Annotated in this window: 18 protein-coding genes; 7 read left to right on the top strand and 11 right to left on the bottom strand. The window is 66.7% G+C overall.

Annotation, left to right across the window (positions count from 1 at the left end):
• The first annotated feature begins 7 nt into the window (after positions 1–7).
• Together AB3X94_RS11885 and cobJ are read left to right on the top strand one after the other, a co-directional pair.
• A complete protein-coding gene (locus AB3X94_RS11885; RefSeq protein WP_026229202.1) occupies positions 8–739 on the top strand; it encodes a precorrin-2 C(20)-methyltransferase in 732 nt (243 codons plus the stop codon).
• On the top strand, positions 736–2,490 hold the full coding sequence (cobJ, locus tag AB3X94_RS11880; RefSeq protein WP_368611708.1) for a precorrin-3B C(17)-methyltransferase: 1,755 nt from the start codon (positions 736–738) through the stop codon (positions 2,488–2,490). Before AB3X94_RS11885 ends, cobJ begins: the two co-directional genes overlap by 4 nt.
• A 34-nt stretch (positions 2,491–2,524) precedes the next feature.
• Here cobJ and AB3X94_RS11875 read toward each other — a convergent pair whose 3' ends face one another.
• Together AB3X94_RS11875 and AB3X94_RS11870 are read right to left on the bottom strand one after the other, a co-directional pair.
• The gene (locus AB3X94_RS11875; protein WP_368611612.1) at positions 2,525–5,146 is read right to left on the bottom strand and encodes an AAA family ATPase; all 2,622 of its coding nucleotides are present in this window, start codon (positions 5,144–5,146) and stop codon (positions 2,525–2,527) included.
• Positions 5,143–6,345 carry an exonuclease SbcCD subunit D gene (locus AB3X94_RS11870; RefSeq protein WP_368611611.1) on the bottom strand — a complete coding sequence of 401 codons (1,203 nt, stop codon included), beginning with the start codon at positions 6,343–6,345 and terminating at the stop codon, positions 5,143–5,145. The genes AB3X94_RS11875 and AB3X94_RS11870 overlap by 4 nt, the downstream gene beginning before the upstream one ends.
• 209 nt (positions 6,346–6,554) lie before the next feature.
• Between AB3X94_RS11870 and AB3X94_RS11865 the strand changes: the two genes are divergently transcribed.
• The 4 genes from AB3X94_RS11865 to AB3X94_RS11850 all read left to right on the top strand — a co-directional run bounded on the left by AB3X94_RS11865 (position 6,555) and on the right by AB3X94_RS11850 (position 12,295).
• Positions 6,555–7,835, top strand: a complete 1,281-nt coding sequence (locus tag AB3X94_RS11865) for a DUF445 domain-containing protein (protein WP_368611610.1) — start codon at positions 6,555–6,557, stop codon at positions 7,833–7,835.
• 143 nt (positions 7,836–7,978) lie between these two features.
• Entirely contained in the window at positions 7,979–9,952 is a 1,974-nt protein-coding gene (locus tag AB3X94_RS11860) for an AI-2E family transporter (RefSeq protein WP_368589950.1), read from the top strand.
• Between the two features lie 399 nt (positions 9,953–10,351).
• Positions 10,352–12,088: an FAD-dependent oxidoreductase gene (locus AB3X94_RS11855; protein WP_368611609.1), complete on the top strand. Its 1,737-nt coding sequence runs from the start codon at positions 10,352–10,354 to the stop codon at positions 12,086–12,088.
• Positions 12,089–12,109: 21 nt separating this feature from the next.
• Positions 12,110–12,295 carry a hypothetical protein gene (locus tag AB3X94_RS11850; protein ID WP_013091772.1) on the top strand — a complete coding sequence of 62 codons (186 nt, stop codon included), beginning with the start codon at positions 12,110–12,112 and terminating at the stop codon, positions 12,293–12,295.
• A 44-nt stretch (positions 12,296–12,339) separates the two neighbouring features.
• On the opposite strand, the gene AB3X94_RS11845 is transcribed toward AB3X94_RS11850, so the two are convergent.
• The 5 genes from AB3X94_RS11845 to AB3X94_RS11825 form a co-directional block, all read right to left on the bottom strand.
• A complete protein-coding gene (locus AB3X94_RS11845) occupies positions 12,340–12,567 on the bottom strand; it encodes a hypothetical protein (RefSeq protein ID WP_176110381.1) in 228 nt (75 codons plus the stop codon).
• Positions 12,568–12,620: 53 nt separating this feature from the next.
• Complete coding sequence (locus AB3X94_RS11840) at positions 12,621–12,902, bottom strand: hypothetical protein (protein WP_176106015.1); 282 nt, start codon at positions 12,900–12,902, stop codon at positions 12,621–12,623.
• Positions 12,903–13,105: 203 nt separating this feature from the next.
• Positions 13,106–14,089: a 2-dehydropantoate 2-reductase gene (locus AB3X94_RS11835; RefSeq protein WP_368611608.1), complete on the bottom strand. Its 984-nt coding sequence runs from the start codon at positions 14,087–14,089 to the stop codon at positions 13,106–13,108.
• 71 nt (positions 14,090–14,160) lie between these two features.
• Entirely contained in the window at positions 14,161–14,955 is a 795-nt protein-coding gene (locus tag AB3X94_RS11830) for a class II aldolase/adducin family protein (protein ID WP_368611607.1), read from the bottom strand.
• Between the two features lie 97 nt (positions 14,956–15,052).
• Entirely contained in the window at positions 15,053–16,252 is a 1,200-nt protein-coding gene (locus tag AB3X94_RS11825; protein WP_176106018.1) for an amino acid aminotransferase, read from the bottom strand.
• Positions 16,253–16,444: 192 nt separating this feature from the next.
• Here AB3X94_RS11825 and AB3X94_RS11820 point away from each other — a divergent pair, with 192 nt between their 5' ends.
• On the top strand, positions 16,445–17,386 hold the full coding sequence (locus AB3X94_RS11820; protein ID WP_176106019.1) for a LysR family transcriptional regulator: 942 nt from the start codon (positions 16,445–16,447) through the stop codon (positions 17,384–17,386).
• A 65-nt stretch (positions 17,387–17,451) separates the two neighbouring features.
• On the opposite strand, the gene AB3X94_RS11815 is transcribed toward AB3X94_RS11820, so the two are convergent.
• From AB3X94_RS11815 to AB3X94_RS11800, 4 genes are all read right to left on the bottom strand, one after another.
• On the bottom strand, positions 17,452–18,276 hold the full coding sequence (locus tag AB3X94_RS11815) for a helix-turn-helix transcriptional regulator (protein WP_368611606.1): 825 nt from the start codon (positions 18,274–18,276) through the stop codon (positions 17,452–17,454).
• Between the two features lie 103 nt (positions 18,277–18,379).
• Positions 18,380–19,507, bottom strand: coding sequence for a response regulator (locus AB3X94_RS11810; protein WP_368611605.1), 1,128 nt, complete (start codon positions 19,505–19,507; stop codon positions 18,380–18,382).
• A gap of 9 nt (positions 19,508–19,516) precedes the next feature.
• Entirely contained in the window at positions 19,517–20,134 is a 618-nt protein-coding gene (locus tag AB3X94_RS11805) for a chemotaxis protein CheB (RefSeq protein ID WP_368611604.1), read from the bottom strand.
• A 37-nt stretch (positions 20,135–20,171) separates the two neighbouring features.
• Entirely contained in the window at positions 20,172–21,017 is an 846-nt protein-coding gene (locus AB3X94_RS11800; protein ID WP_176106022.1) for a protein-glutamate O-methyltransferase CheR, read from the bottom strand.
• Positions 21,018–21,019: the final 2 nt, after the last annotated feature.

Raw genomic sequence — 21,019 nt, 5'->3', positions numbered from 1 at the left:
GAGCCAGATAACGAGCCGCGGACGGCTATACGGCATCGGTGTCGGTCCCGGCGACCCGGAGTTGCTGACGTTGAAAGCGCTGCGGCTGCTGAAAGCGGCGCCCGTGGTCGCATATTTCGTCGCGAAGGGCAAGAAGGGCAACGCGTTCGGCATCATCGAGGCGCATTTGCACGACGCGCAGCAGCATCTGCCGCTCGTCTATCCGGTCACGACCGAAGCGCTCGAACCGCCGCTGTCGTACGAAGCGATCATCGCGGACTTCTACGACACCGCCGCCGAAGTCGTCGCCGGCCATCTCGACGCGGGCCGCGACGTCGCCGTGGTCTGCGAAGGCGATCCGTTTTTCTACGGCTCGTACATGTATTTGCACGACCGGCTCGCGGCGCGCTACGACAGCGAGGTAGTGCCCGGCGTGTGCTCGATGCTCGGCGGCGCGGCGGTGCTCGGCGCGCCGCTCGTGTATCGCAACCAGAGCTTGTCGGTGCTGTCGGGGGTGTTGCCCGAAGACGAATTGCGCCGCCGTCTGGCCGATGCCGACGCGGCGGTCATCATGAAACTCGGCCGCAATTTCGACAAGGTGCGGCGCGTGCTCGACGAACTTGGACTCGCGCAGCGCGCGCTGTACGTCGAACGCGCGACGATGCGCAATCAGCGCATCGTGCCGCTCGCCGAAGTCGATCCGATGGCATCGCCATATTTCTCGCTGCTGGTTGTGCCGGGGCAGAAATGGCAAGGATGAACGCGCCCGCGATCGTGATTCTCGGCACGGGCGCACTCGCGACGGCGCGGCGGATTCAGGCGCTGTATGTCGAACGTGGCGCGCATGCCGCGGCCGGCGTTGCTGCGGCATGTCAGGTCCACGCGCTGCAAGGCCGCGTCGAGGCCGACGTGTCGTACAGCGAACTCGGCGCGCATCTGCGCGAGCTGTATGCGCGCGGCACGCCGATCGTCGCGCTGTGCGCGGCCGGCATCGTGATTCGCTGCCTCGCGCCGCTGCTGTCGAACAAAGGCGCCGAGCCGCCGGTGCTCGCGGTTGCCGAGGACGGCAGCGCGGTCGTGCCGCTGCTCGGCGGCCTCGCGGGCGTCAACCTGATGGCGCGCGACATCGCTGCCGCGCTGGCCGTGCAGCCCGCGATCACGACGAGTGGCGAACTACGCTTCGGCACCTGCGTGCTCAATCCACCCGATGGCTATGCGCTCGCCGATCTCGGCCAGGGCAAGCGCTTCGTGTCGGATCTGCTGGCGGGCGAAAGCACGCGCATCGAAGGCGACGCCCCGTGGCTCGACGACGCGCAACTGCCGCGCTCGGACTCGGCGCGTCTCGCGATTCGCGTGACGCCGCGCGCGTGGGATGGGCGCGAAGACGAGCTCGTGATTCATCCGCGCAGCGTAGTGGCGGCTGTCGTCAGCGACGATGCCGGCTGCGCCGATGCGATCGTCGCACGCGTGCGCGCGGCACTGAGCGCGCACGGTCTCGCGATGCTTTCGCTCGCGGCCTTGCTCGCGCCGTCGCCGAGCATGGCCGACCCGGCGCTCGCGCAAGCGGCCCGGCTTCTCGATGTGCCGCTACGTTTCGCCGATGCCAGCGTCGAACCGGGCGAATCGAGCGCCGCACGCTTGCTGCATACCGCGCTACGCGTCCCCCACGAAACGCTGCACGACGACGCATACCCGAACGTCGCGCTCGCCCTCTCCTCACTCGCCATCGACCCGGCGACGCTCGGCCGCCCGCGCGGCCGTCTGACCGTGATCGGCCTCGGCCCCGGTTGTGCCGAACTGATGGTCCCGGCCGCGCGCACCGCGTTGAACGAAGCGACCGACATCCTCGGCTACGACACCTACGTGAAAATGGCTGGCCCGCTGCGCGCCGATCAGCGTGTGCACGGCACCGACAATCGCGAGGAATTGCAGCGCGCGCGGCACGCGTTCGAGCTGGCGAGCGAAGGCCGCTCGGTCGTGATGGTGTCCTCGGGCGACCCCGGCGTGTTCGCGATGGCGGCCGCCGTGCTCGAAGCGCTCGAAGCTTCGCGCAACGACGCATGGGCCGCCGTCGAACTATCGGTCGTGCCGGGCGTGTCGGCCGCGCTCGCGACCGCCGCGCAGGCCGGCGCCCCGCTCGGCCACGACTTCTGCATGCTGTCGCTGTCGGACAACCTGAAGCCGTGGACGATCATCGAAACCCGCCTGCGCCATGCGGCGCAAGCCGATCTGGTGATGGCCTTCTATAACCCGATTTCGCGCGCGCGTCCGTGGCAGCTCGACAAGGCGCTCGATATCGTGCGGGAATATCGCGCGCCATCGACCCAGGTGGTGCTCGGGCGCGACATCGGCCGGCCCGGTGGCACGCTGCGCACGCTGCCGCTCGGCGAGCTGCGCTCGGCCGACGTGGATATGCGTACGATGGTGATCGTCGGGTCGTCGCTGACGAGAAAATTCGCTTGCGGCGACAACGGCGCGCAGTGGGTGTACACGCCGCGGTGGTACGAGTAAGCGGGCCGTACCGGGTGGTGCCAGCCCGCTCCGCTCATGCCACCTTCAGATCCTGCACCGCCCGCTGCCTGACGCCCAGGTCGTCCCACAACTCCGGATGACACGTGAACACCAGAATCTGATGCCGCGTCGCCGCGTCGATCAATACGCGTTTGAGTGCGTCGCGGCGCGCGGCATCGGTGTGGACCGCGGCATCGTCGAGCATCAGCAGCGTCGGCCGGCCTGAGGCCTGCAACAGGTCCGCGTACGCGAGTCGCGTCAGGATGCCGAGCTGTTCGCGCGTACCGAAGCTCAGCGCGTCGAGCAGTTCCGCGCGGCCGTCGCGATCGAGCATCGCCGGAATCAGATCGTCGCCGAGCGCGAGGCTCGACTGCGGAAAAATCCGCTTCAGGTAATGACCGAGCCGCTCGGTCAACGGCGCGCGCAGTTGCGCGAGCGCGGCGTCGCGTTCGTCGACCAGCACTTCGTCGAGCAGACTCAGCGCGCTCGCGCGCAGGCTCAGTTCGTCCTTGCGGCGCGTGGCCTGCTCGACCTGCGCTTCGAGCACGGCAAGCCGTTCGCCGAGACCCGATGCGCCCATCGTTTCGAGCTGGCTACGCAGCTCCGCGATCCGCAGTTGACGCTCGTGCTGCTCATTGCGCGCGAGTTCCGCCGATGCGCGGTAGCGCTTCGCCTCCGCCACGGGATCGTCCAGACGCGCCGCATCGAGTTCGCGCTCGCGCTCGCCGCGCTGGTTCTTCAGCACATCGACCTTCACGCGCTGCTCGACGATATGCGCCTGCCACTGTGCGCGGTTGCGTCGGAACGCTTCGTCGTTCAGCTGCGCTTCTTTACGCTGCAGCTGCGCCGTGAGCGAATCGGCCTTCGCGACGCCGGTGGATTGCGCGCCCGCCGCCTGCGCGAGCACCTTGCGCGCGGCCTCCAACGCGTCGCGCGCGATGTTGGCATTGCGGCGCGCGTCGTCGAGCGGCGGCGCCGCCGACACGTCGGGCAGACCGGCAAGGCGCTCGCGCGACGCCTGCAAGCGCGCAGCCGTCGATGCCAGCGCCGCGCGCAACGCATCGATGCCTTGCGGCGCATGGACCGCGAGTATCCCGGTCTGGCTCTTCTGTTGCGCGACCAGCGTTTTCCATTGCTCGTGACGCGCCTGCGCATCGCCCACCGACGCGACGCCGAGCGTCAGCAGCAACTGCGCGTGTTTCGCCTCGAGCGACGCCAACTCCGACAACCGCGCGGACAGATCGGACACGCCCGGAATCACGCGCAATTCGCCGAGCTCGCCGAGGCCGATGCGTTTTTCTTCGTCGACACGCAGCACGCCTGTGCCGCTGATCGTCTCAGCGCCGACGCGTAACTCGCCGTTCAAGCTGTACTCGATGCGCGTCATCGCCGCTTCGGTCCGCGCGCGCAGCACGGTCAATTCGCTGTCGAGCGTGACGAGGCGCTTGAACTGCGCGTCGTCGAGTTCGAGCGCCGCCGCGTCGCGCGCGGCCTGCAGCACCGCCGCGTTCGCCTTGTCCGCCTCACCGATCGACGCTTCGAGCCGCTGGCTCTCGGCCCGATAGAAATCGACCTGGCTGCGCAGGTCGGCGGCGGTCACGGCCGCGTTCGCGAGTTCGAGCGCGCGGTTCGCCTCGGCGGCTGCCTGCTCGAATTGCGCCACGCGGCTTTGCGCCTGCGCATGCGCGGTTTGCGCAGCCGCGACTTCGGCGCGCGCCGCGTCGAGCTGCTCGCGTTCGCGCGCGATGGCCGCCTCCAGTTCGAGCGCACCCTGCTCCTGCTGCACTGACAACGCGAGTTCCGCCTCGCCGATCTTCAGCGACTGCGCGAGCCCTTCGAGACCGCGTTCGAGTTGTTCGACCGCCGCGGCACGTTGCTGCGCGAGCGCGGCCTTCTGCTCGTGAAGCTCCCACGGACGCCGGCGCTCGGCGTCGTCGAATGCCTGCTGTTGCGAGGCGAGGCGCGCGATGTTGTCGTCGAACTGCTGGCGCTGCTGTCGCAGCTCGTCGCGGCTCGCGATCAGCGTGGCGAGCTTCTGCTCCGCCTCGGCAAGCGGCCCGGTCGATTTCTGCGTGCGCGCGGTCAGCAGTTGCCGCAGCTCGCGCTGCACGGCCGCGATCAGCGCGTCCTCGCCGCCCGCTTCGCGGCCGCCCGAAAGTTGCGTGAGCGCGTCGCGCAGATACTGCGCCGCGTGCCCGGTCGAATCGCGCATCTCCTGCGTGCCGCCTTGCTGCACCCACAACAGACCCGGCACGCCGGCGTTCTCGGCTTTCATCGGACCGCGCGCCGCGCGCGAGAAGCCGAGCAGCGCGGCGAGCTTGTCTTCGGCTTCGTCCTCGCTATACACGGCCTGGCCGATTCTCAGCTCGCAGCGCTGACGCGACACGAACTGTTTCGACAGACGGCACGCGACACCATCGAGTTCGAAGCTGACCTCGACCGACGGCTGCCCGTTCGCGAGCCCCCACGGCAACAAGTCCTTCAGATGCGAGGCCTTGTAGCGTTCGAGGAACACCGTGCGCACCGCTTCGGCAATCGTGCTTTTGCCGGCCTCGTTCGGGCCGACGAACAGGTTGAGACCGGGCTGCAGATCGTCGATCACGATCTGCCCGCCGAACTGCCTGAATTCCTGAATCGCGATACGTTGCAGCTTCATGCGCAGGCTCCTTCACGCGGCGCTTCGGGTTGCCGATCGCGCGCCTGCGCGGGTGGTGCGGCATGGGAATCGCGGTGCCACTGTTCGCGCTGAAAGCGCGCCAGCAGCAGCAACGCTTCGGCCGCGCGCCGCGCCTGTTGCGGATCGGCCTGCGCGTCTTCCTGCAAGCCGCGCAGCCGCGCGACCACCTTCGCGAGATAGCCGCTTTGCGCGCCGAGTTCGGCGAGATCGTCGGCGGTGGGCAGCACGTGCAGGCTGCTCAGATCGGCCCGCAACGCGCGCACGCACGCGCGAGCCTCTTCGACCGCGACATGCAGCGCCTCGGCATCGGCGAGCGCCGCGGTGCCGCCGACCTCGATGCGCAGCACGTCATTCGCGCCGAGTTCGGCGAGGCGGGCTTTCAGTGCATCGATGTCGGTCGGCACCGAAATCGTCTCGTCCCAGCGATGCCAGCGGTATTGCCCGACTCGCACCGCGTCGACCTGCGGCATCGCGCCCGGCTCGCTAATCGTGACGTCGAGCACGAAGCCCGGCTCGTTCGCGCGGAAGCGGTCCTGTTCGTGTGTGCCCGCGTACCACGTGCGTTCGTCGACACGCAGATGGCCGTGCCAGTCGCCGAGCGCCAGATAGTCGAGCCGCGCGCTCACGGCGCGCGTCGGCGCGATCGGGTTCGACGAATCGATGCCCTCCTGCAGGATGCCGCCGACGCTGCCATGCGCGAGCCCCACGCGGTGATAGCCGGGCGGCGTCCCGGTGGAATCGAAGAATGCGGTGGTGTCGTCGTAGGTGATGCGCTGCGTGAGCGGCGCGCACAGCAGCGCGCAACGGCACGCGTCGAGCAGCACGACGCCGGTTTCGAGCACGACGCGCACGTTCGGCGGCACGCAATTGAGCCGCTGCGCGCGAGTCCACACGCTTTCGACCAGCGCCGCATCGTGATTGCCCGGCAGCATGATCCACGTTCCGGAAAACGCTTGCAGCGCGGCGAACAAACGCCGGATCACGGTGTCCGACACCGTCTGCAGATCGAACACGTCGCCCGCGACGAGCACCGCGTCGACGTTGCGCGCGGCCGCTTCTTCGGCGATGCGGCGCACCGTGTCGAAGCGCGCTTGAGCGAGATGCGCGGCCTCGTCCGCTTCGAACTGACCGAACTGCGTGCCGATCTGCCAATCCGCGGTGTGCAGAAACCTGATCACTGTGCCTCCATTGCGATTGCGTTGCGTCGTCTTGCGTACGGCACGACGACGAGCCCAACCGCGAATGTTACCTTGCCGAAGCCCCGGCGCGTATTGCGCGCGCGCATCCAGGCTGGACGCGTGCGCGGGCCGTACCGCATCATTGCAACCGAACCGGCTGCCGCGCCACCTTTCAGCCGCCCGCCGCCCGACACGATCAACCGCGCCCGATGGACAAGACCACCGAACTGAAGAAGGCCAAGCGCACGCCTTTACTGCTGCTGCTTGCGGCCGCCTGCGTTTTCGTCGTCACCGCGTTCCTGCCGCGCGGCCTGTGGGTCGACGGCCTCAAGGCCGTCGCCGAGGCCGCGATGATCGGCGCGCTCGCCGACTGGTTCGCGGTCGCGGCGCTGTTTCGCCGCGTACCGATTCCGGTCGTGTCCGCGCACACCGCGATCATCCCGCGCAACAAGCACAAGATCGCCGACAACCTCGCGCACTTCGTGCAGGACAAGTTTCTCGACGTGCCGTCGCTGGTCGGTCTGATCCGCCGGCACGATCCGGCGCAGACCATCACCGCGTGGCTCAGCGAATCGGCCAACACCGAGCGCCTCGGCGACTACGTGGTGCGCCTCACCGGCGGCATCCTCGAGGTGGCCGACGACGCGCGCATCCAGAACTTCATCAAGGACGGCTTGCGCGACGTGCTCGCGAAGGTCGATCTGTCGCAATCGCTCGGCGCGATCCTCGACACGCTGACGCGCGACGGCCGTCATCAGGAACTGCTCGACACCGCGATCGATCAGGTGATCGCGGTGCTGCGCGAAGCGCCGGCGCGCGAGTTCATTGCCGCGCGCATCGTCGATTGGGTGAAAAGCGAGTATCCGACGATGGAGAAGTTTCTGCCGTCGGCGTGGATCGGCGACAAGGGCGCCGAAGCGATCGCGAGCGCCGCGAACCGTATGCTCGAACAGATCGCCGAGAACCCCACGCACGAGCTGCGCGACAGGTTCGACCGGGTGGTGCAGAAGCTGATCGTGCGGCTGAAGACCGATCCGGTTTTTCTGCAACAGGGCGAAGCGCTGAAGCGCTATCTGGTCGAAGGCGAGGCTTTCAGCAGCTACGTGAAGGACATGTGGGGCGAACTGCGCGCGTGGCTCAAGCGCGATCTGCAAAGCACCGACTCGGCACTGCATGCGCGTGTCGCCGCGATGGGCGCGTGGGTCGGCCGCGAACTCGCGCGCGATCCAGCGCTGCGGCAATCGCTGAACGATCACCTCGAAGAAGCCGCGCGCGCGATGGCGCCGGACTTTGCGCAGTTCCTGACGCGCCATATCAGCGATACCGTGAAGAACTGGGACGCGCATGAGATGTCACGGCAGGTCGAGATGAATATCGGCAAAGATCTGCAGTACATCCGCATCAATGGGACGATCGTCGGCGGATTTATCGGCTTGCTGCTGTATGTGAGTTCGCAGTTGCTGGAGATATTGCGGGTGCATGTAGGCTGACGATTCGAGCTCATCGAGCGACCCGCCGCGCAGCCGCGCCCGAGCCCTGCTCCCACCAAACCGCCTACAATTCGGGCATATGTCTTGCGGACGACCAGTGCTCCGCTCGGTCGTCAACGCGTCCCAACCGGAATTGTGTTTACATGAAAATATCGCTACCGCCGCCGCATGGGCGCCCCAACCGCGTTTATCCGCCGGGCACGCCGGGCCTGCATGGCCTCGTGTCGCTAATCACCGGCGTGGTGGTCGTGTGCGCGCTGTACTTCGGGCGGGAGGTGCTGATTCCGATCACGTTGTCGGTGCTGCTGAGCTTCCTGCTCGCGCCGCTCGTGCAGATGCTGCGGCGTCTGCACATGGGCCAATTGCCGTCCATCTTCATCGCGGTGCTGTTCGCTCTCGCGTCGCTGCTCGCGATAGGCGCGCTGATCGGCGCGCAGCTCGTGCAGCTCGCGAACGCCCTGCCGCAGTACCAGGAAGCGATCGAGCAGAAGATCGAAACCGTGCAGGAAAAGACCGTGGGCCGCGCCGATTCGCTGATGAGCAGCGCTGCCAGCGCGTTGCAGCGCATGGCGCCGTCGCGTCCCGCGCCGCCGCGCCCGACCGGCCGCGCCGCGCGCAACGCGCCGCAGGTGCCGCAACAGGTCGAGGTGCACGAGCCCGCGCCGACGCCGGTGCAGCTCGCGCAGCGCGCGCTGACGCCGGCCATCGCGCCGATCGAGACGACCTTCATCGTGCTCGTCGTGACGATCTTCATCCTGCTGCAACGCGAGGATTTGCGCGACCGTTTGATCAGCCTGTTCGGCTCGCGCGACCTGCACCGCACGACTACCGCGATCAACGACGCCGCCGGGCGCCTGTCACGCTATTTCGTCGCGCAGCTCGGCGTGAATCTGAGCGCGGGCGGCATCATCGCGATCGGGCTCGCGATCATCGGCGTACCGGGCGCGCTGCTGTTCGGCGTGATCGCCGCTTTGCTGCGCTTCGTACCGTACATCGGCATCTGGATCGCCGCGATCCTCGCGGTATTTCTCGCGGCCGCGATCCAGCCGCAATGGACGATGGCGGTCCTCACGCTGATCCTGTTCATCGTCGTCGACGTGGTCGCCGGGCAGATCGCCGAGCCGCTGCTGTACGGTCATCGCTCGGGCCTGTCGCCGCTCGCGGTGGTGGTCGCGGCGATTTTCTGGAGCTGGCTGTGGGGGCCGATCGGCCTCGTGCTGTCGACGCCGCTCACGCTGTGCGTCGTCACGCTCGGGCGCTACGCGGACCGCTTGAACTTCCTGACCGTGCTGCTCGGCGATCAGCCCGCGCTGACGCCCGCGCAGAACTTCTATCAGCGCCTGCTCGCCGACGATCCGCACGAGGCGATCGTGCAGGCCGAACGGCTGCTGCGCGAGATGTCGCTGATCGACTACTACGACAAGGTCGCGCTCGAAGGCCTGCGGCTCGCGCGCAACGACGCGCAGCGCGGCGTGCTGATGCCCGGGCAGTTGCAACGGATCAACGACGCGCTCGCCGATATCGTCGAGAACCTCGAAATCGCCGACGGGCTGCGCGATACGCTGTCGCCTGCCGAATCGGCTGATGCGGGTAACGCGCTGCTCGCGGGGGCGCCGGAGCTGGCGTCGCCGGGCGCGGGTGCTTCGGAGCGCTACGGCAGCGATCCGCTGTCGCGCTCGCCACAGGCGGACGAAGCGGGCAAGGCGGCGGTGTTGTGCGTGCCCGGCCGCGGCGCATTCGACGAAGTGACGACGGCCATCGCCGTGCAACTGCTGAACCGCCAGGGCTTCGCGCCGCTGATGGCGACGCACTCCGGCTATCGCAGCGCGCGCGCCGATGAGCCGAGCTTCAAGGACACCTCGATCATCTGCATCGTGTCGCTCGACGCGCCCGAGTCGCCGCCGTATCTGCGCAATATGCTGCGGCGCACGCGCGAATGGCGGCCACGCGCGACGCTGGTGGTCGGCGTCGGCGACGCGCCGGACGACAGCGCCGAACTCGATGCGGGCGGCGAGCTGCATGCGTCGCCGACGTTCCGCGCGATGATCCAGGCTTGTCACGCGGCGACGAGCGGGCAGCCCATGCGGCAGCAATCGCAGGCGGCCAGCGCGGGCTGAGGCTGCTGGCCCGAAGCAGGCCAGGTCGAAAAACCAGGATTTTTGCTTCAAGCATCCATCTGCGGCTGTGGCTAGCGCGCACCGCCCCGCTCAGGGCTTACGTTAAGCCTCGCTCGAATCCCATTCTCATGGTCCGTCGAGGCTTGCCTTGAATCCGTGCTGGGAGAACTCGGCTTCAATATCCTGAGTACGTTGAAGCTCAACGGCTTCGAAAACCATACGCGCATCAACGATACGACCGCAGGAAATCGCAGGCCTGATCGTCGAATTCCTGGAGGCCCACTGACACAAGCCTGGACGGGGTCAACTCGCGTCGCGGCGTCGTACCCAAAATGCGGACAGCCGCGCACGCACGCTGCCGCATACTGCGCCGATAACGCAAGCAAACCGGAGACACGCATGACCCGTCCGTTCAAACCCTATCCGTTCGCGCCGCGCCGTTATCCGGCCGCGCTGCCGCCGCTCGTCGACGGACGCGATCCACAAACGCGCGCCGTCGCGATCGTCGGCGGCGGTCCGGTCGGCATGACGCTCGCGATTGCGCTCGCGCGCCAGGGGGTGCGCTCGGTGCTGATCGAGGCCGACGACAGCGTCTGCACCGGCAGCCGCGCGATCTGCATCTCGCGACGCAGCCTCGAAATCTTCAAGCGGCTCGGCGTCGTCGAGGGGTTTCTGCAAAAGGGGCTGGCGTGGACCGGCGGGCGCAGCTTCTATCGCGACACCGAGGTGTTCCGCTTCGCGATGCATCAGGACGACGAGCAGTCGCTGCCGCCGATGATCAATATCGCGCAGTATCAGATCGAGCAACTGCTGCTCGACGAGATCGAACGGCACGCCGATCTGATCGACGTGCGTTGGCAAACGCGTGTGACGGGCCTCGCGCAACGGCCGCAAGGCGGCGCGACCTTGACGCTGCGCAGCGCCGAATCTGCCGATTCGCAACGCGCGAGCTGGCAGATGGACGCCGCGTGGGTCGTCGCCTGCGACGGCGGACGCAGCACGATCCGCGACCTGCTCGGGCTTAAGCTTACCGGCACGACCTACGAAGGCCGCTACGTGATCGTCGATATCGAACTCGACAGCACGCGCGCGACAGAACGGCTCGCTTATTTCGATCCGCCGTCGAATCCTGGTTCGACGGTGCTGGTGCACAAGCAGCCCGACAACGTGTGGCGTATCGACTATCAGTTGCGCGACGACGAAGACCCCGACGCCGCCGTGCTGCCCGAGAACGTGATGCCGCGCGTGCAAAACCTGCTCGACTCGATGGGCGAAACCGGCGCGTGGTCGCCGATCTGGATCACGATCTACAAGGCCAATGCGCTGACGCTCGAACGCTATCGGCACGGCAACGTGCTGTTCGCGGGCGACGCCGCGCATCTGGTGCCGATCTTCGGCGTGCGCGGCGCGAACTCCGGCATCGACGACGCCGACAATCTCGGCTGGAAGCTCGGCTGCGTGATCAACGGGAGCGCGTCGCCAGCGCTGCTCGATAGCTATAGCGACGAACGTGTGTACGCGGCGCGCGAGAATCTGAGCTACGGCATGAAAAGCACCGAATTCATGGCGCCGCCGACCTTCGCGTTCGATCTGCTGCGCACGGCCGTGCTCGGACTCGCCGAACGGCATGCGGCGGTGCGGCCGCTGATCAATCCGCGCCAGACGCATGCGATCGCGTATCGGCAATCGCCGCTGAACTTCGTGGGCGACAAGGCCGATGCATTCGATCGCGGCCCCGCGCCGGGCACCGTGCTGCCCGAGTGCAGGCTGCTGAAACAATCGCAGGATGGCGCACGGCTCGGCATTCACCTAACCGACCTGCTCGGACCGTGCTTCACGGCGCTGTGCTTCGACGCAGACCACGCGAACGACGCTGAGTCGTGGCAGCAACTGCAAAGCATGCTAGCCAGCCAGGGCATTCCGTTCAACCTGATCAATATCGTCACGGCCGATGCGCAATCGGCGAACGGTCCTTCAGCGATCGATCCAACCGGCCGCCTGCACGACATGCTCGACGCACAGCCCGGCACCGTCTATCTGATCCGCCCCGACGGCCACGTGCTGGCGCGCTGGCGCAACGGCAGCGCGGCCGCCGTGCGGCACGCGCTCGATGCCACGCTGACGCCGCAGAACTAACGCGCAAGGACCCTCGACACCATGACCGATTCCGATCTCGACCTCGTCTATACGACGCTGTGCAACACGCTGACCCACGAAGGCGAAGCGCAGGCGTCGCTGTATCTGGCGCGCCTCGCGCTGTTGTGCCTGACCGAACTCGACGACCCGCGGCGCGCGTTGTCGTTGATCGAAGCGGCGAAGCTGCCAGCTGCCGTCGCGGCCTAGCGCAGGCAAAAAAAACCGCCTCCCTGGAGGCGGTAACGAGCCGACTATTTTTCCGCGAGCCGATGACCGCCGGCATGCGGCTCGACGCGATAGCGCTGGCGAATCTCCTTCAAATGATCGAGATCGCCGGGATGCTTGCCGTCGGGAAAATCGACTTCGGCGATGCTGTGGCCAGCGCTCGCCTTGAGCATCCCGCGCTTTTGGCCGCCGCTGGCCAGCACGGCGATCGCTTTGATATTGCCTTGCTGATCGTATTCGATATGGACCTTCATGGAGGACTCCTCGTCATGTTCGATGGAATTGAGCGGATGCACAGCGGCCAGGTTCATATTGCGTCGGTCCATGCAATGAAGAGTCCGTAGGAAGCATAGTCGGTTGCGCTCTTGTTATGCACTTCCAGCAGCACCACGCGATTGCCTTCGGCGTCGCAATCGTTGGAAAGGTTGCGGACTTCGACGTTCTTGTCCCACGGCGGTCCCGACAGGGGGATCGCTGCCGCCCACAGGATTTCGCCGTAGTTCATCGGACCCACCCACCAGAACGCGGAGTCGCCCGCATTCAGATCGACTCCGCTGCCGAGCAGTTGGCCATTTACATTGATACCCATCGCTGTCTCCCAGTTGCAGACGGCCACAGCGACGCGTAATTGCCCGTGTGCCCGTGGCGGTCGTTACACCGCTGACTAAAGAACGGCGACGTTCGATGCGTTTTGAAGGCACCCTGCTATTCTGCGAATGCCCACAAAAAAGCCGCGCGATCAACGCGCGGCATTTCTTCCTTCTTCGAAGCGAAGGCGTTACGACAACAACCTCACTGCTTCGGATACAAGCCCAACGTACTGGCATGCAGCCGCGCGAGCCCGAGCAACGCATCCGTATAAGGCGTCGGCACATGCGTCAGCTGCCCGAGTTCGCGCACCGCGCCGACCAGCGCATCGAGTTCGACCGCCTTGCCGGCCTGCACGTCCTGCAGCATCGACGTCTTCATCGCGCCGAGCTTCAGCGTGACCGCGTGACGGTCATCGGGCGCCTGGTCGATCGGGATGCCAAAGCGAGCGCCGATTTCCTTCGCCTCCAGCATGATGTGCGTGACGAAGCCGCGCACGAGTTCGTCGCCGAGAATCCGGTCCGTCGTTGCGCCGGTGATCGCGCTGACCGGGTTCATCGTCATGTTGCCCCATAGCTTGAACCAGACGTCGCGCTGGATCTGCGCGGAGGCCGTCGCATGGAAGCCCGCCGCCTGCAGCAGCGCGGCGAGCAACTCGACACGCTCGCTCGCCTTACCCGACGCCTCGCCGACGATCAGCCCATTGCCCTGGTGATGCCGGATCACGCCGGGTGCGTCGATCAGGCAACTGGCATGCACGACGCAGCCGACAGTCTGCGCGGCCGGGATCGCGCCGGCGATCGCGCCGTCGGGATCGATCGTCTTCAGGCGCTGACCGGCGAGCTCGCCGCCGAGGCCGTCGCAGAACCACCACGGCACGCCGTTCATCGCCGTCAGCACGATGGTCTCGGGTCCGAGCAGCGGTTTGATATGCGCGGCCACCGCCGCCATCGCCGGGCCCTTTACCGCGATTACGACCAGCTCCTGCACGCCGAGATCGGCCGGCTTGTCGCTCGCCTTCACCTGCTCGGCGTAGATCACGCCGCCTTCGATCAGCCGCAGACCGTGCTGGCGCACCGCGTCGAGCGTCGCGCCGCGCGCGACCACGCTGACCTGATGCCCAGCCTGCGCGAGCTTTACTCCCATCCAGCCGCCGATCGAGCCGGCGCCGTAGATCGCTACTTTCATCGCCTGAATCCTTGCCTGTTGCTGTGTTTATCGCAGCGTTGATTGTCGCGCTCTTTTATGCGTGGCTTCAATCATTGCCGGTAGCTCGCATCGATCCGGTCGACCCGCCGCACCAGCGCATCGAACACGTCCTGCCCGGCGCCGTGGCGCGGGTCGAACTGCAACGCGTCGCGCGAGCAGCGAATCGCGATCTCCTCGGGCACCGGCCGCGCGCGGCCCATCGAAAACGTCGCCATCTGGATTTCGCACGCGCGATTCAGCGTCCACAGAATCGCGAAGGTCTGCGGCAACGTCCGTCCCCACGATAGCAGACCGTGGTTGCGCAGGATCACCGCCTGTTTGTCGCCGATATGCGCGAGCAGCCGCGGGCCCTCTTCCGCATGAATCGTAATGCCTTCGAAGTCGTGATACGCGATCCGGTCGTGCAACTGCGCGCTATAGAAGTTGGTCTGCTGCAGGCCCTCTTCGAGACAGGCCACCGCGACGCCCGCTGTGGTGTGCGTATGCATCACGCAGTGCGCGTCGGGCAAGCCCTCGTGAATCGCCGCATGCACGACGAAGCCGGCCGGATTCACCGGATACGGTGAGCCGTCGAGCACCCGCCCCTGTGCATCTATCTTCACCAGATTGCTCGCGTTCACTTCGCTGTAGTGCAGCCCGAACGGGTTGATCAGGAAGTGACGCTCGGCGCCGCTGACGGTTTCGGGCACGCGCAGCGTGATGTGGTTGTAGATCATCTCGGTCCAGCCGAGCAGATCGAAAATCCGGTAGCACGCGGCAAGCTGCACGCGCGCCTGCCATTCGTCCGGATGCATCGCGGCCGATCTGGCCGGGCTTGTCGGCTGCGCTTCGAGGGTCGTGGCCATCGTCAGTGTCTCCATGATTGTGGTTGTGACGGCGCGGCCATGCGCGCCGCCACCCTATTCACGCGTGCCGCAACAGCGGCTGGACCGCCGGACGGCTTCAGTCGCCCGACACCACCGCCGCGATCGACGACGCGACATAGTCCGCGTTGCGCGCGTTCAGCCCGGCGACACACATGCGGCCCGAGCGCAGCACGTACACCGCGTATTCGTTGCGCAGACGCTCGACCTGGCTTTCGGACAGGCCCGTGTACGTGAACATGCCGCGCTGAGCGACATAGCGCGCGCGCATCACTTCATCGACGCGTCCGTCGAGCCCCGCGTGGATCACGTTGCGCATCGCCAGAATGCGCTCGCGCATCGCGCCGAGCTCGGCTTCCCACGACGCACGCAGCGTCGCATCGGCGAGCACGTTGGCGACGAGACGCGCGCCGTGCGTCGGCGGATTGCTGTAGTTCGCCCGCACCGCCGACATCAGCTGACCCGCCACGCGCGCCGCTTCGTCGGCGCTCTTGCAGACCACGCTGAGCGCGCCGACACGCTCGCCATACAGCGAGAAATTCTTCGAGAACGAGTTCGCGACGATCAGCGGCACGTTCGCGTCGGCGAGCAGGCGCACCGGTGCGGCGTCTTCTTCGAGACCCGCGCCGAAACCCTGGTAGGCCATGTCGACGAACGCGATCAGCTTGCGGCGCTGCAAAACCGGCGCCAGTTCCGCCCATTGCGCCGGGCTCAGATCGACGCCGGTCGGGTTATGGCAGCACGCGTGCAGCAGCACGACGCTCTTTTCTGGCAATGCGTCGATTGCGGCTAGCATCTCGGCGAAACGCAGGCCGCCCGTTTGCGGGTCGTAGTACGGATAGGTGTTGACCGTCAGGCCCGCCCCTTCGAATATCACGCGATGGTTTTCCCAGCTCGGGTCGCTGATCCACACCTGCGAGCCGGGGAAATAGCGCTTCAGGAAATCGGCGCCGACTTTCAGCGCGCCCGAGCCGCCGAGCGTTTGCAGCGTCGCGATCCGGCCTTCGGCGCGTGCCGCGTTATTGGCGCCGAACACCAGCGCCTGCGCGGTGTCGCGATAGAGCGGCAGACCCGCCATCGGCAGATACGAGCGCGGGCCGATCGCGTCGAGGAGCGCGGTTTCGGCGCGGCGCACCGCGTCGATCACCGGCAGCTTGCCAGCGTCGTCGAAGTAGATGCCGATGCTGAGGTTGACCTTGTTCGGCCGGGGGTCTAGCTGAAAGTCTTCGTTCAGGCTCAGAATCGGGTCGCCCGGATAGGCGGGAATATGGTCGAACATGACGGGTCCTTGAAGGCGGCCTGTGCAGGCCTGTTGTAGCGGTCGTCCGCGCGCCGCGTGACGACAGGGCAAACCTTAAGTCTAAGCGGGTTTGCCGGGCTAAGTCGACCCGCACGAGTGTCGGTCGCCGCCGGGCCGCGCACAATCAATCGATTTTTCACGATTCGTAAGTTTTACTTTAGAATCGATCGTATGCCTCTTACCCGCGTCACGATCCGCCAATTCGAAGCGTTCCTCGCCATCGTCGATCTGCACAGCATCGGCGCCGCGGCAGAGCGGCTCGGGCTGACTTCGTCGGCGGTCAGCCAACTGCTTGCCGAACTCGAAACGGAGCTCGGCTTCCGGCTGTTCGATCGCACCACGCGGCGTGTCGCGCTGTCCAGCGCGGGGCAGGACTTTCTGGCGTCGGCCGAATCGGTGCTGCGCCACGTGCGCATGGCCGCCCAATCCGCCGACGACATCCGCAACCGCGCGGCCGGCATCGTGCGGGTCGGCGCGCCGCTCGTGATCGCATCGACGGCGCTGCCCGCGGCGATCGCCGCGTACGCGCGCGGCAAGCCGAAGGTGGTCGTGCGGGTCTGCGATACCGTGGTCGAGCAACTGGTGGAGCGCGTGGAGAGCGGCGATATCGATCTCGCGATCGGCCCGGACCGGCAAAGCGGGCCGCGCGTGCGCTCCGAGGCCGCGTTCGCGAGTCCGTGGGTCATGTGGTGCGCGGCCGCGCATCCGCTCGCCGCTCGCCGCCGCGTGCAGTGGCAACATCTGCGCGACGTGCCGATCGTCGCGACCGGCCGCGACCACGAGCGCGCGGTCGATCAGATGCGCGCCAATCTGCCGGTCGAGGCACGCATCATTCCGGTCGATGTCGTCGATAACGTGACCACCGCATTCGGCCTCGCCGCGCAAGGGCTGGCGGTCACGCTCGCGCCGGCCTATGTGGCGCCGCTCGCGCGCACGTTCGGGCTCGTGATGAAGCGCATCGTCGATCCGGAAACGATTCGCGAGGTGTGCGTGTATCGCTCGACCGAACGGGCGCTGTCGCCATCGGCCGATGGTTTCGCGGATTTCGTGGTGCCGTGGTTGAAACGCTGGGATCGGGAGACGCAGGCCGACGCGCGGGGTAAGCGGAGTTGAAGCGGGCTTGAAGCGGGTCTGAAGCGCCAGGCGACCCGCGCTTCGGCGCAGCGCGCATCGTGCATCTAGGGCTGCATACACAGCGCGAACAACTGCCGCTGATTCGAAATCCCGAGCCGCGCATATGCGCGCTTCTGATACGTGACGACGCTCGCCGGCTTCACACCCATCTGCCCGGCGATCTCGGCGGCGCTCGCGCCTTCGAGCGTGCCACGCAACGCGTCGAGTTCGCGCGGCGTCAGCGCCGGACATGCGCGCCGCACGCGCGCGAGCATCGCCGCGCCGGTGCCCTGCTGATGCTGCCCATTCAGCGCGTAATGACCCTTGGCCGCATGCGCGAACAGCGGCGCGACGCTTTCGATCCGCTCCAGATCGCCCGGCGTGAACACGCCGTACGCGCGGTCGCGATACAGGTTGATCGACAGCCACACGCTATCCGCGGGCTGCACCAGCAACGACAGCCGGTCCGATACGTTCGGCTGCGCGTAGCAGACCGCGCGATACGCTTCATTCTCGATTTCGTCGCCGCGCTGCTGATGCAACACCAGCGCATCGCGTGAAGCGCTGCGCCGCCTGTCGTGGGTCTGGCCGATGATCGCGCGATTGCCGTCCAGCGCATAAAAATGGGCGGCGTAGCGTTCGGCGACGTCGCGCAGAAAATGCCCGCCGCGATGATCTGCTGCCGACACCGTACGCGGCCGCGCATCGAACTCGTACGCGAAGATCGTGCACTGCGAAACGGGCAGCGACAATGATTCGCCCACCGTCTGCAGAATGCTCGCGACGAGCGCGTCGGCATCCGGGTGCGAAATCGCCATGACGAGGTCAGTGGCGCGCGCGGTGCTGATCTGACCGCTGCGCTGCGGTGATGCGAGGCGCCAGGAACGCATGATGGGGATTCGTGCTTGCGCTGCGTGGATTGGGTTGCGGCAAGCGTAGCACAGCCGGCGCGCGGCGCAGGGCTGCCACGGTGAGCGACTCATTAGCGACGCGTTATCGCCGAGTGAATGACCCTCGCTGCAACGCCACCACCCTCGGCAATTCGATCGTAAAGGTCGTGCCGGCCTCGTCGCTGGATGCGACGCCGACGTCGCCGCCATGCATGCGCGCGATCTCCTGGACGATATGCAGACCAAGCCCGAGCCCTTCGCGCGAGCGCGCGCCGTTGCCGTTCGACCCGAACGCCTTGAACAGATGCGGATACACCTCGGCCGGAATCGTGCCGCGATTGGACACCTTCAGCCGCACGCAATCCTCGGCGTCGCCATCGACCTCCACGCCGATATCACCGTCCGGCGCGCCATGATGCAGCGCATTGCTGACGAGATTCGACACCGCCTGCCACACGAGATCGGTATCCCACGCGCCGGCCGTATTGCCGGTGCTTGTGAACACGATCTGCTTGCCGCTCTTCTGCGACGCGAATTCATCGATGACCGAGCGGCACAGTGTGGCGAGGTCGATCGAGCGCGGCTGCAACGGCAGACGTCCGCCTTGCAGGCGCGCGAGGTTCAGCAACTGATCGACCATCCGCGCCATCCTCAGCGAACTGTTCTTCACGCGCGCGGCAACGGTCGCGGCCTGCTCGTCGGCGGCCGTGCGCATCAGGTATTCGGCCGACGCGAGCACCGCGCCGAGCGGCGTGCGCAGATCGTGACTGAGCACCGCCATCAGCATTTCGTTCGCTTCGAGCATCTGGCGCGTCGTCACCAGTTGCGCGGCGAGCTGGCGCTTCTGCTGCTCCAGTTGCACGAACACGTCGACCTTCGACTGCAGGATGCGCGGATCGAACGGCTTGTACAGGAAATCGACCGCGCCCGCCTCGTAGCCGCGGAACGTGCGCGACGCGTCCTGCGCGGTCGCAGTCAGGAAGATGATCGGGACGTGCGAGGTGCGCGGGCTGCCGCGCATCAGCGCAGCCAGCTCGAAGCCGTTCATGCCGGGCATATTGACGTCGAGAATCGCCAGCGCGACTTCGTGCTTGAGCAGCAGATCGAGCGCGGCGGTGCCGGAGTCGGCGACCAGCACCGCGACGTCGGGCCGCGCGAGCAATGCTTCGAGCGCGGTGATGTTGTGGGCGATGTCGTCGACGATCAGGATGTTCACAGGTGAGTTCGTCATGGCACCGGATCAGAGGGAAGTCGGCAGCGCGGTAAGGCGCCAGGCCAGGGTTTCGGGATTGAAAATCGCATCGGCGGCGCCACGCGCGATCGCCGCCCGCGGCATTTCCGCCGAACCGGCGCTGGCGGGGTCCTGCACCCACGCGGTGCCGCCGAGCGCGCGCACGCGTTCGAGGCCGAGCGCGCCGTCGTCGTTGGCGCCGGACAGCAGGATCGCGAGCAGCCGCTCGCCGTACACCGCGGCGGCCGATTCGAACAGCACGTCGATCGACGGCCGCGAGAAGCGCACCGCCGCATCGGTCGATAGCGCGACCGTGCGGTCCACTTCGACGAGCATGTGGTAACCGGGCGGCGCGACGTGCACGCGGCCCGGCAGGAGCAGCTCGCCCGCATCGGGTTCGAGCACCGGCAGCGCGCAGCGATGCGCGAGCGCCGGCACCAGATAGCTCGGCGAATCGGGCGGCAGATGCATGACGATCATCACGGCCGCCGCGAAGCGCGCGGGCAACGCGGCGAGCAGCACGTTGAGCACCTCGATGCCGCCCGCCGACCCGCCGATCACGACCAGCTCGTAACCGCGTGGCGCGTGCGTGTGCGCGGCGCCGCCGGCATCGGCGGTCTGGGTCATCGCAGGTTCGACGTTCAAGGATGGCATCGCGACCTCGCTAACGCTTCTGATAAATGCGCTCGGCCGCGCGGAACTCGTCGAACGCCGCGTAGTGACGCGAAAACCGCAGGCTTTCCTTGCTGCCGAGGCCGAGAAAGCCGCGCCGCACCAGCGCGTTCTCGAACAGCCCCAACGCGCGATCCTGCAAGCCGCGATCGAAATAGATCAGCACGTTGCGGCAGGACACCAGATGCGCTTCGAGGAACACTTCGTCGGTGGACAGGCTGTGATCGGCGAACACCACGCGCTCTTTCAGCGAGCCGGCAAAGCGCGCGCCGCCATACGCTGCATGATAGTAGTCCGACAGCGAACGGGTACCGCCCGCCGCCAGATAGTTCTGCGTGAAGCCCTGGATGCGTTCGAGCGCATAGATGCCCGCCTCCGCGCGCGCGAGCGCGTCGGGGTTGATGTCGGTCGCATAGAACAGCGTGCGCTCGGTGAGGCCCTCCTCGTCGAACAGGATCTTCAGCGACCACAGCTCCTCGCCGGTGCTGCATCCCGCGACCCACACCTTGATCGACGGATAGGTGCGCAGACGCGGCAGCACATGTTCGCGCAGCGCGAGGAAATACGACGGATCGCGAAACATGTCGCTGACCTGCACGGTCAGGTAGCGGAACAGCCGCGAAAACTCGTTGCCGTCGCGCATGATGCGGTCCTGCAATTGCGACAGCGTCTCCACGTTGAATTCATCGAGCGCCTGCGTGAGGCGGCGGCGCAGCGACGACATCGCGTAGTGGCGAAAGTCGTGCTGATACTTCAGATAGATCGCCTCGAGCAGCAGCCGCAGCTCGATGTCGAAATCGCTGAGACGCTGAGGTACGTCAGATGCGGACGGTTTCATCG

This window comes from Paraburkholderia sp. BR10923 (genome assembly GCF_040948765.1).
GTDB lineage: Bacteria > Pseudomonadota > Gammaproteobacteria > Burkholderiales > Burkholderiaceae > Paraburkholderia > Paraburkholderia youngii.
The sequence above is the reverse complement of the archived record's forward strand: the minus strand, read 5'-3'. Positions and strand labels throughout refer to the sequence as shown.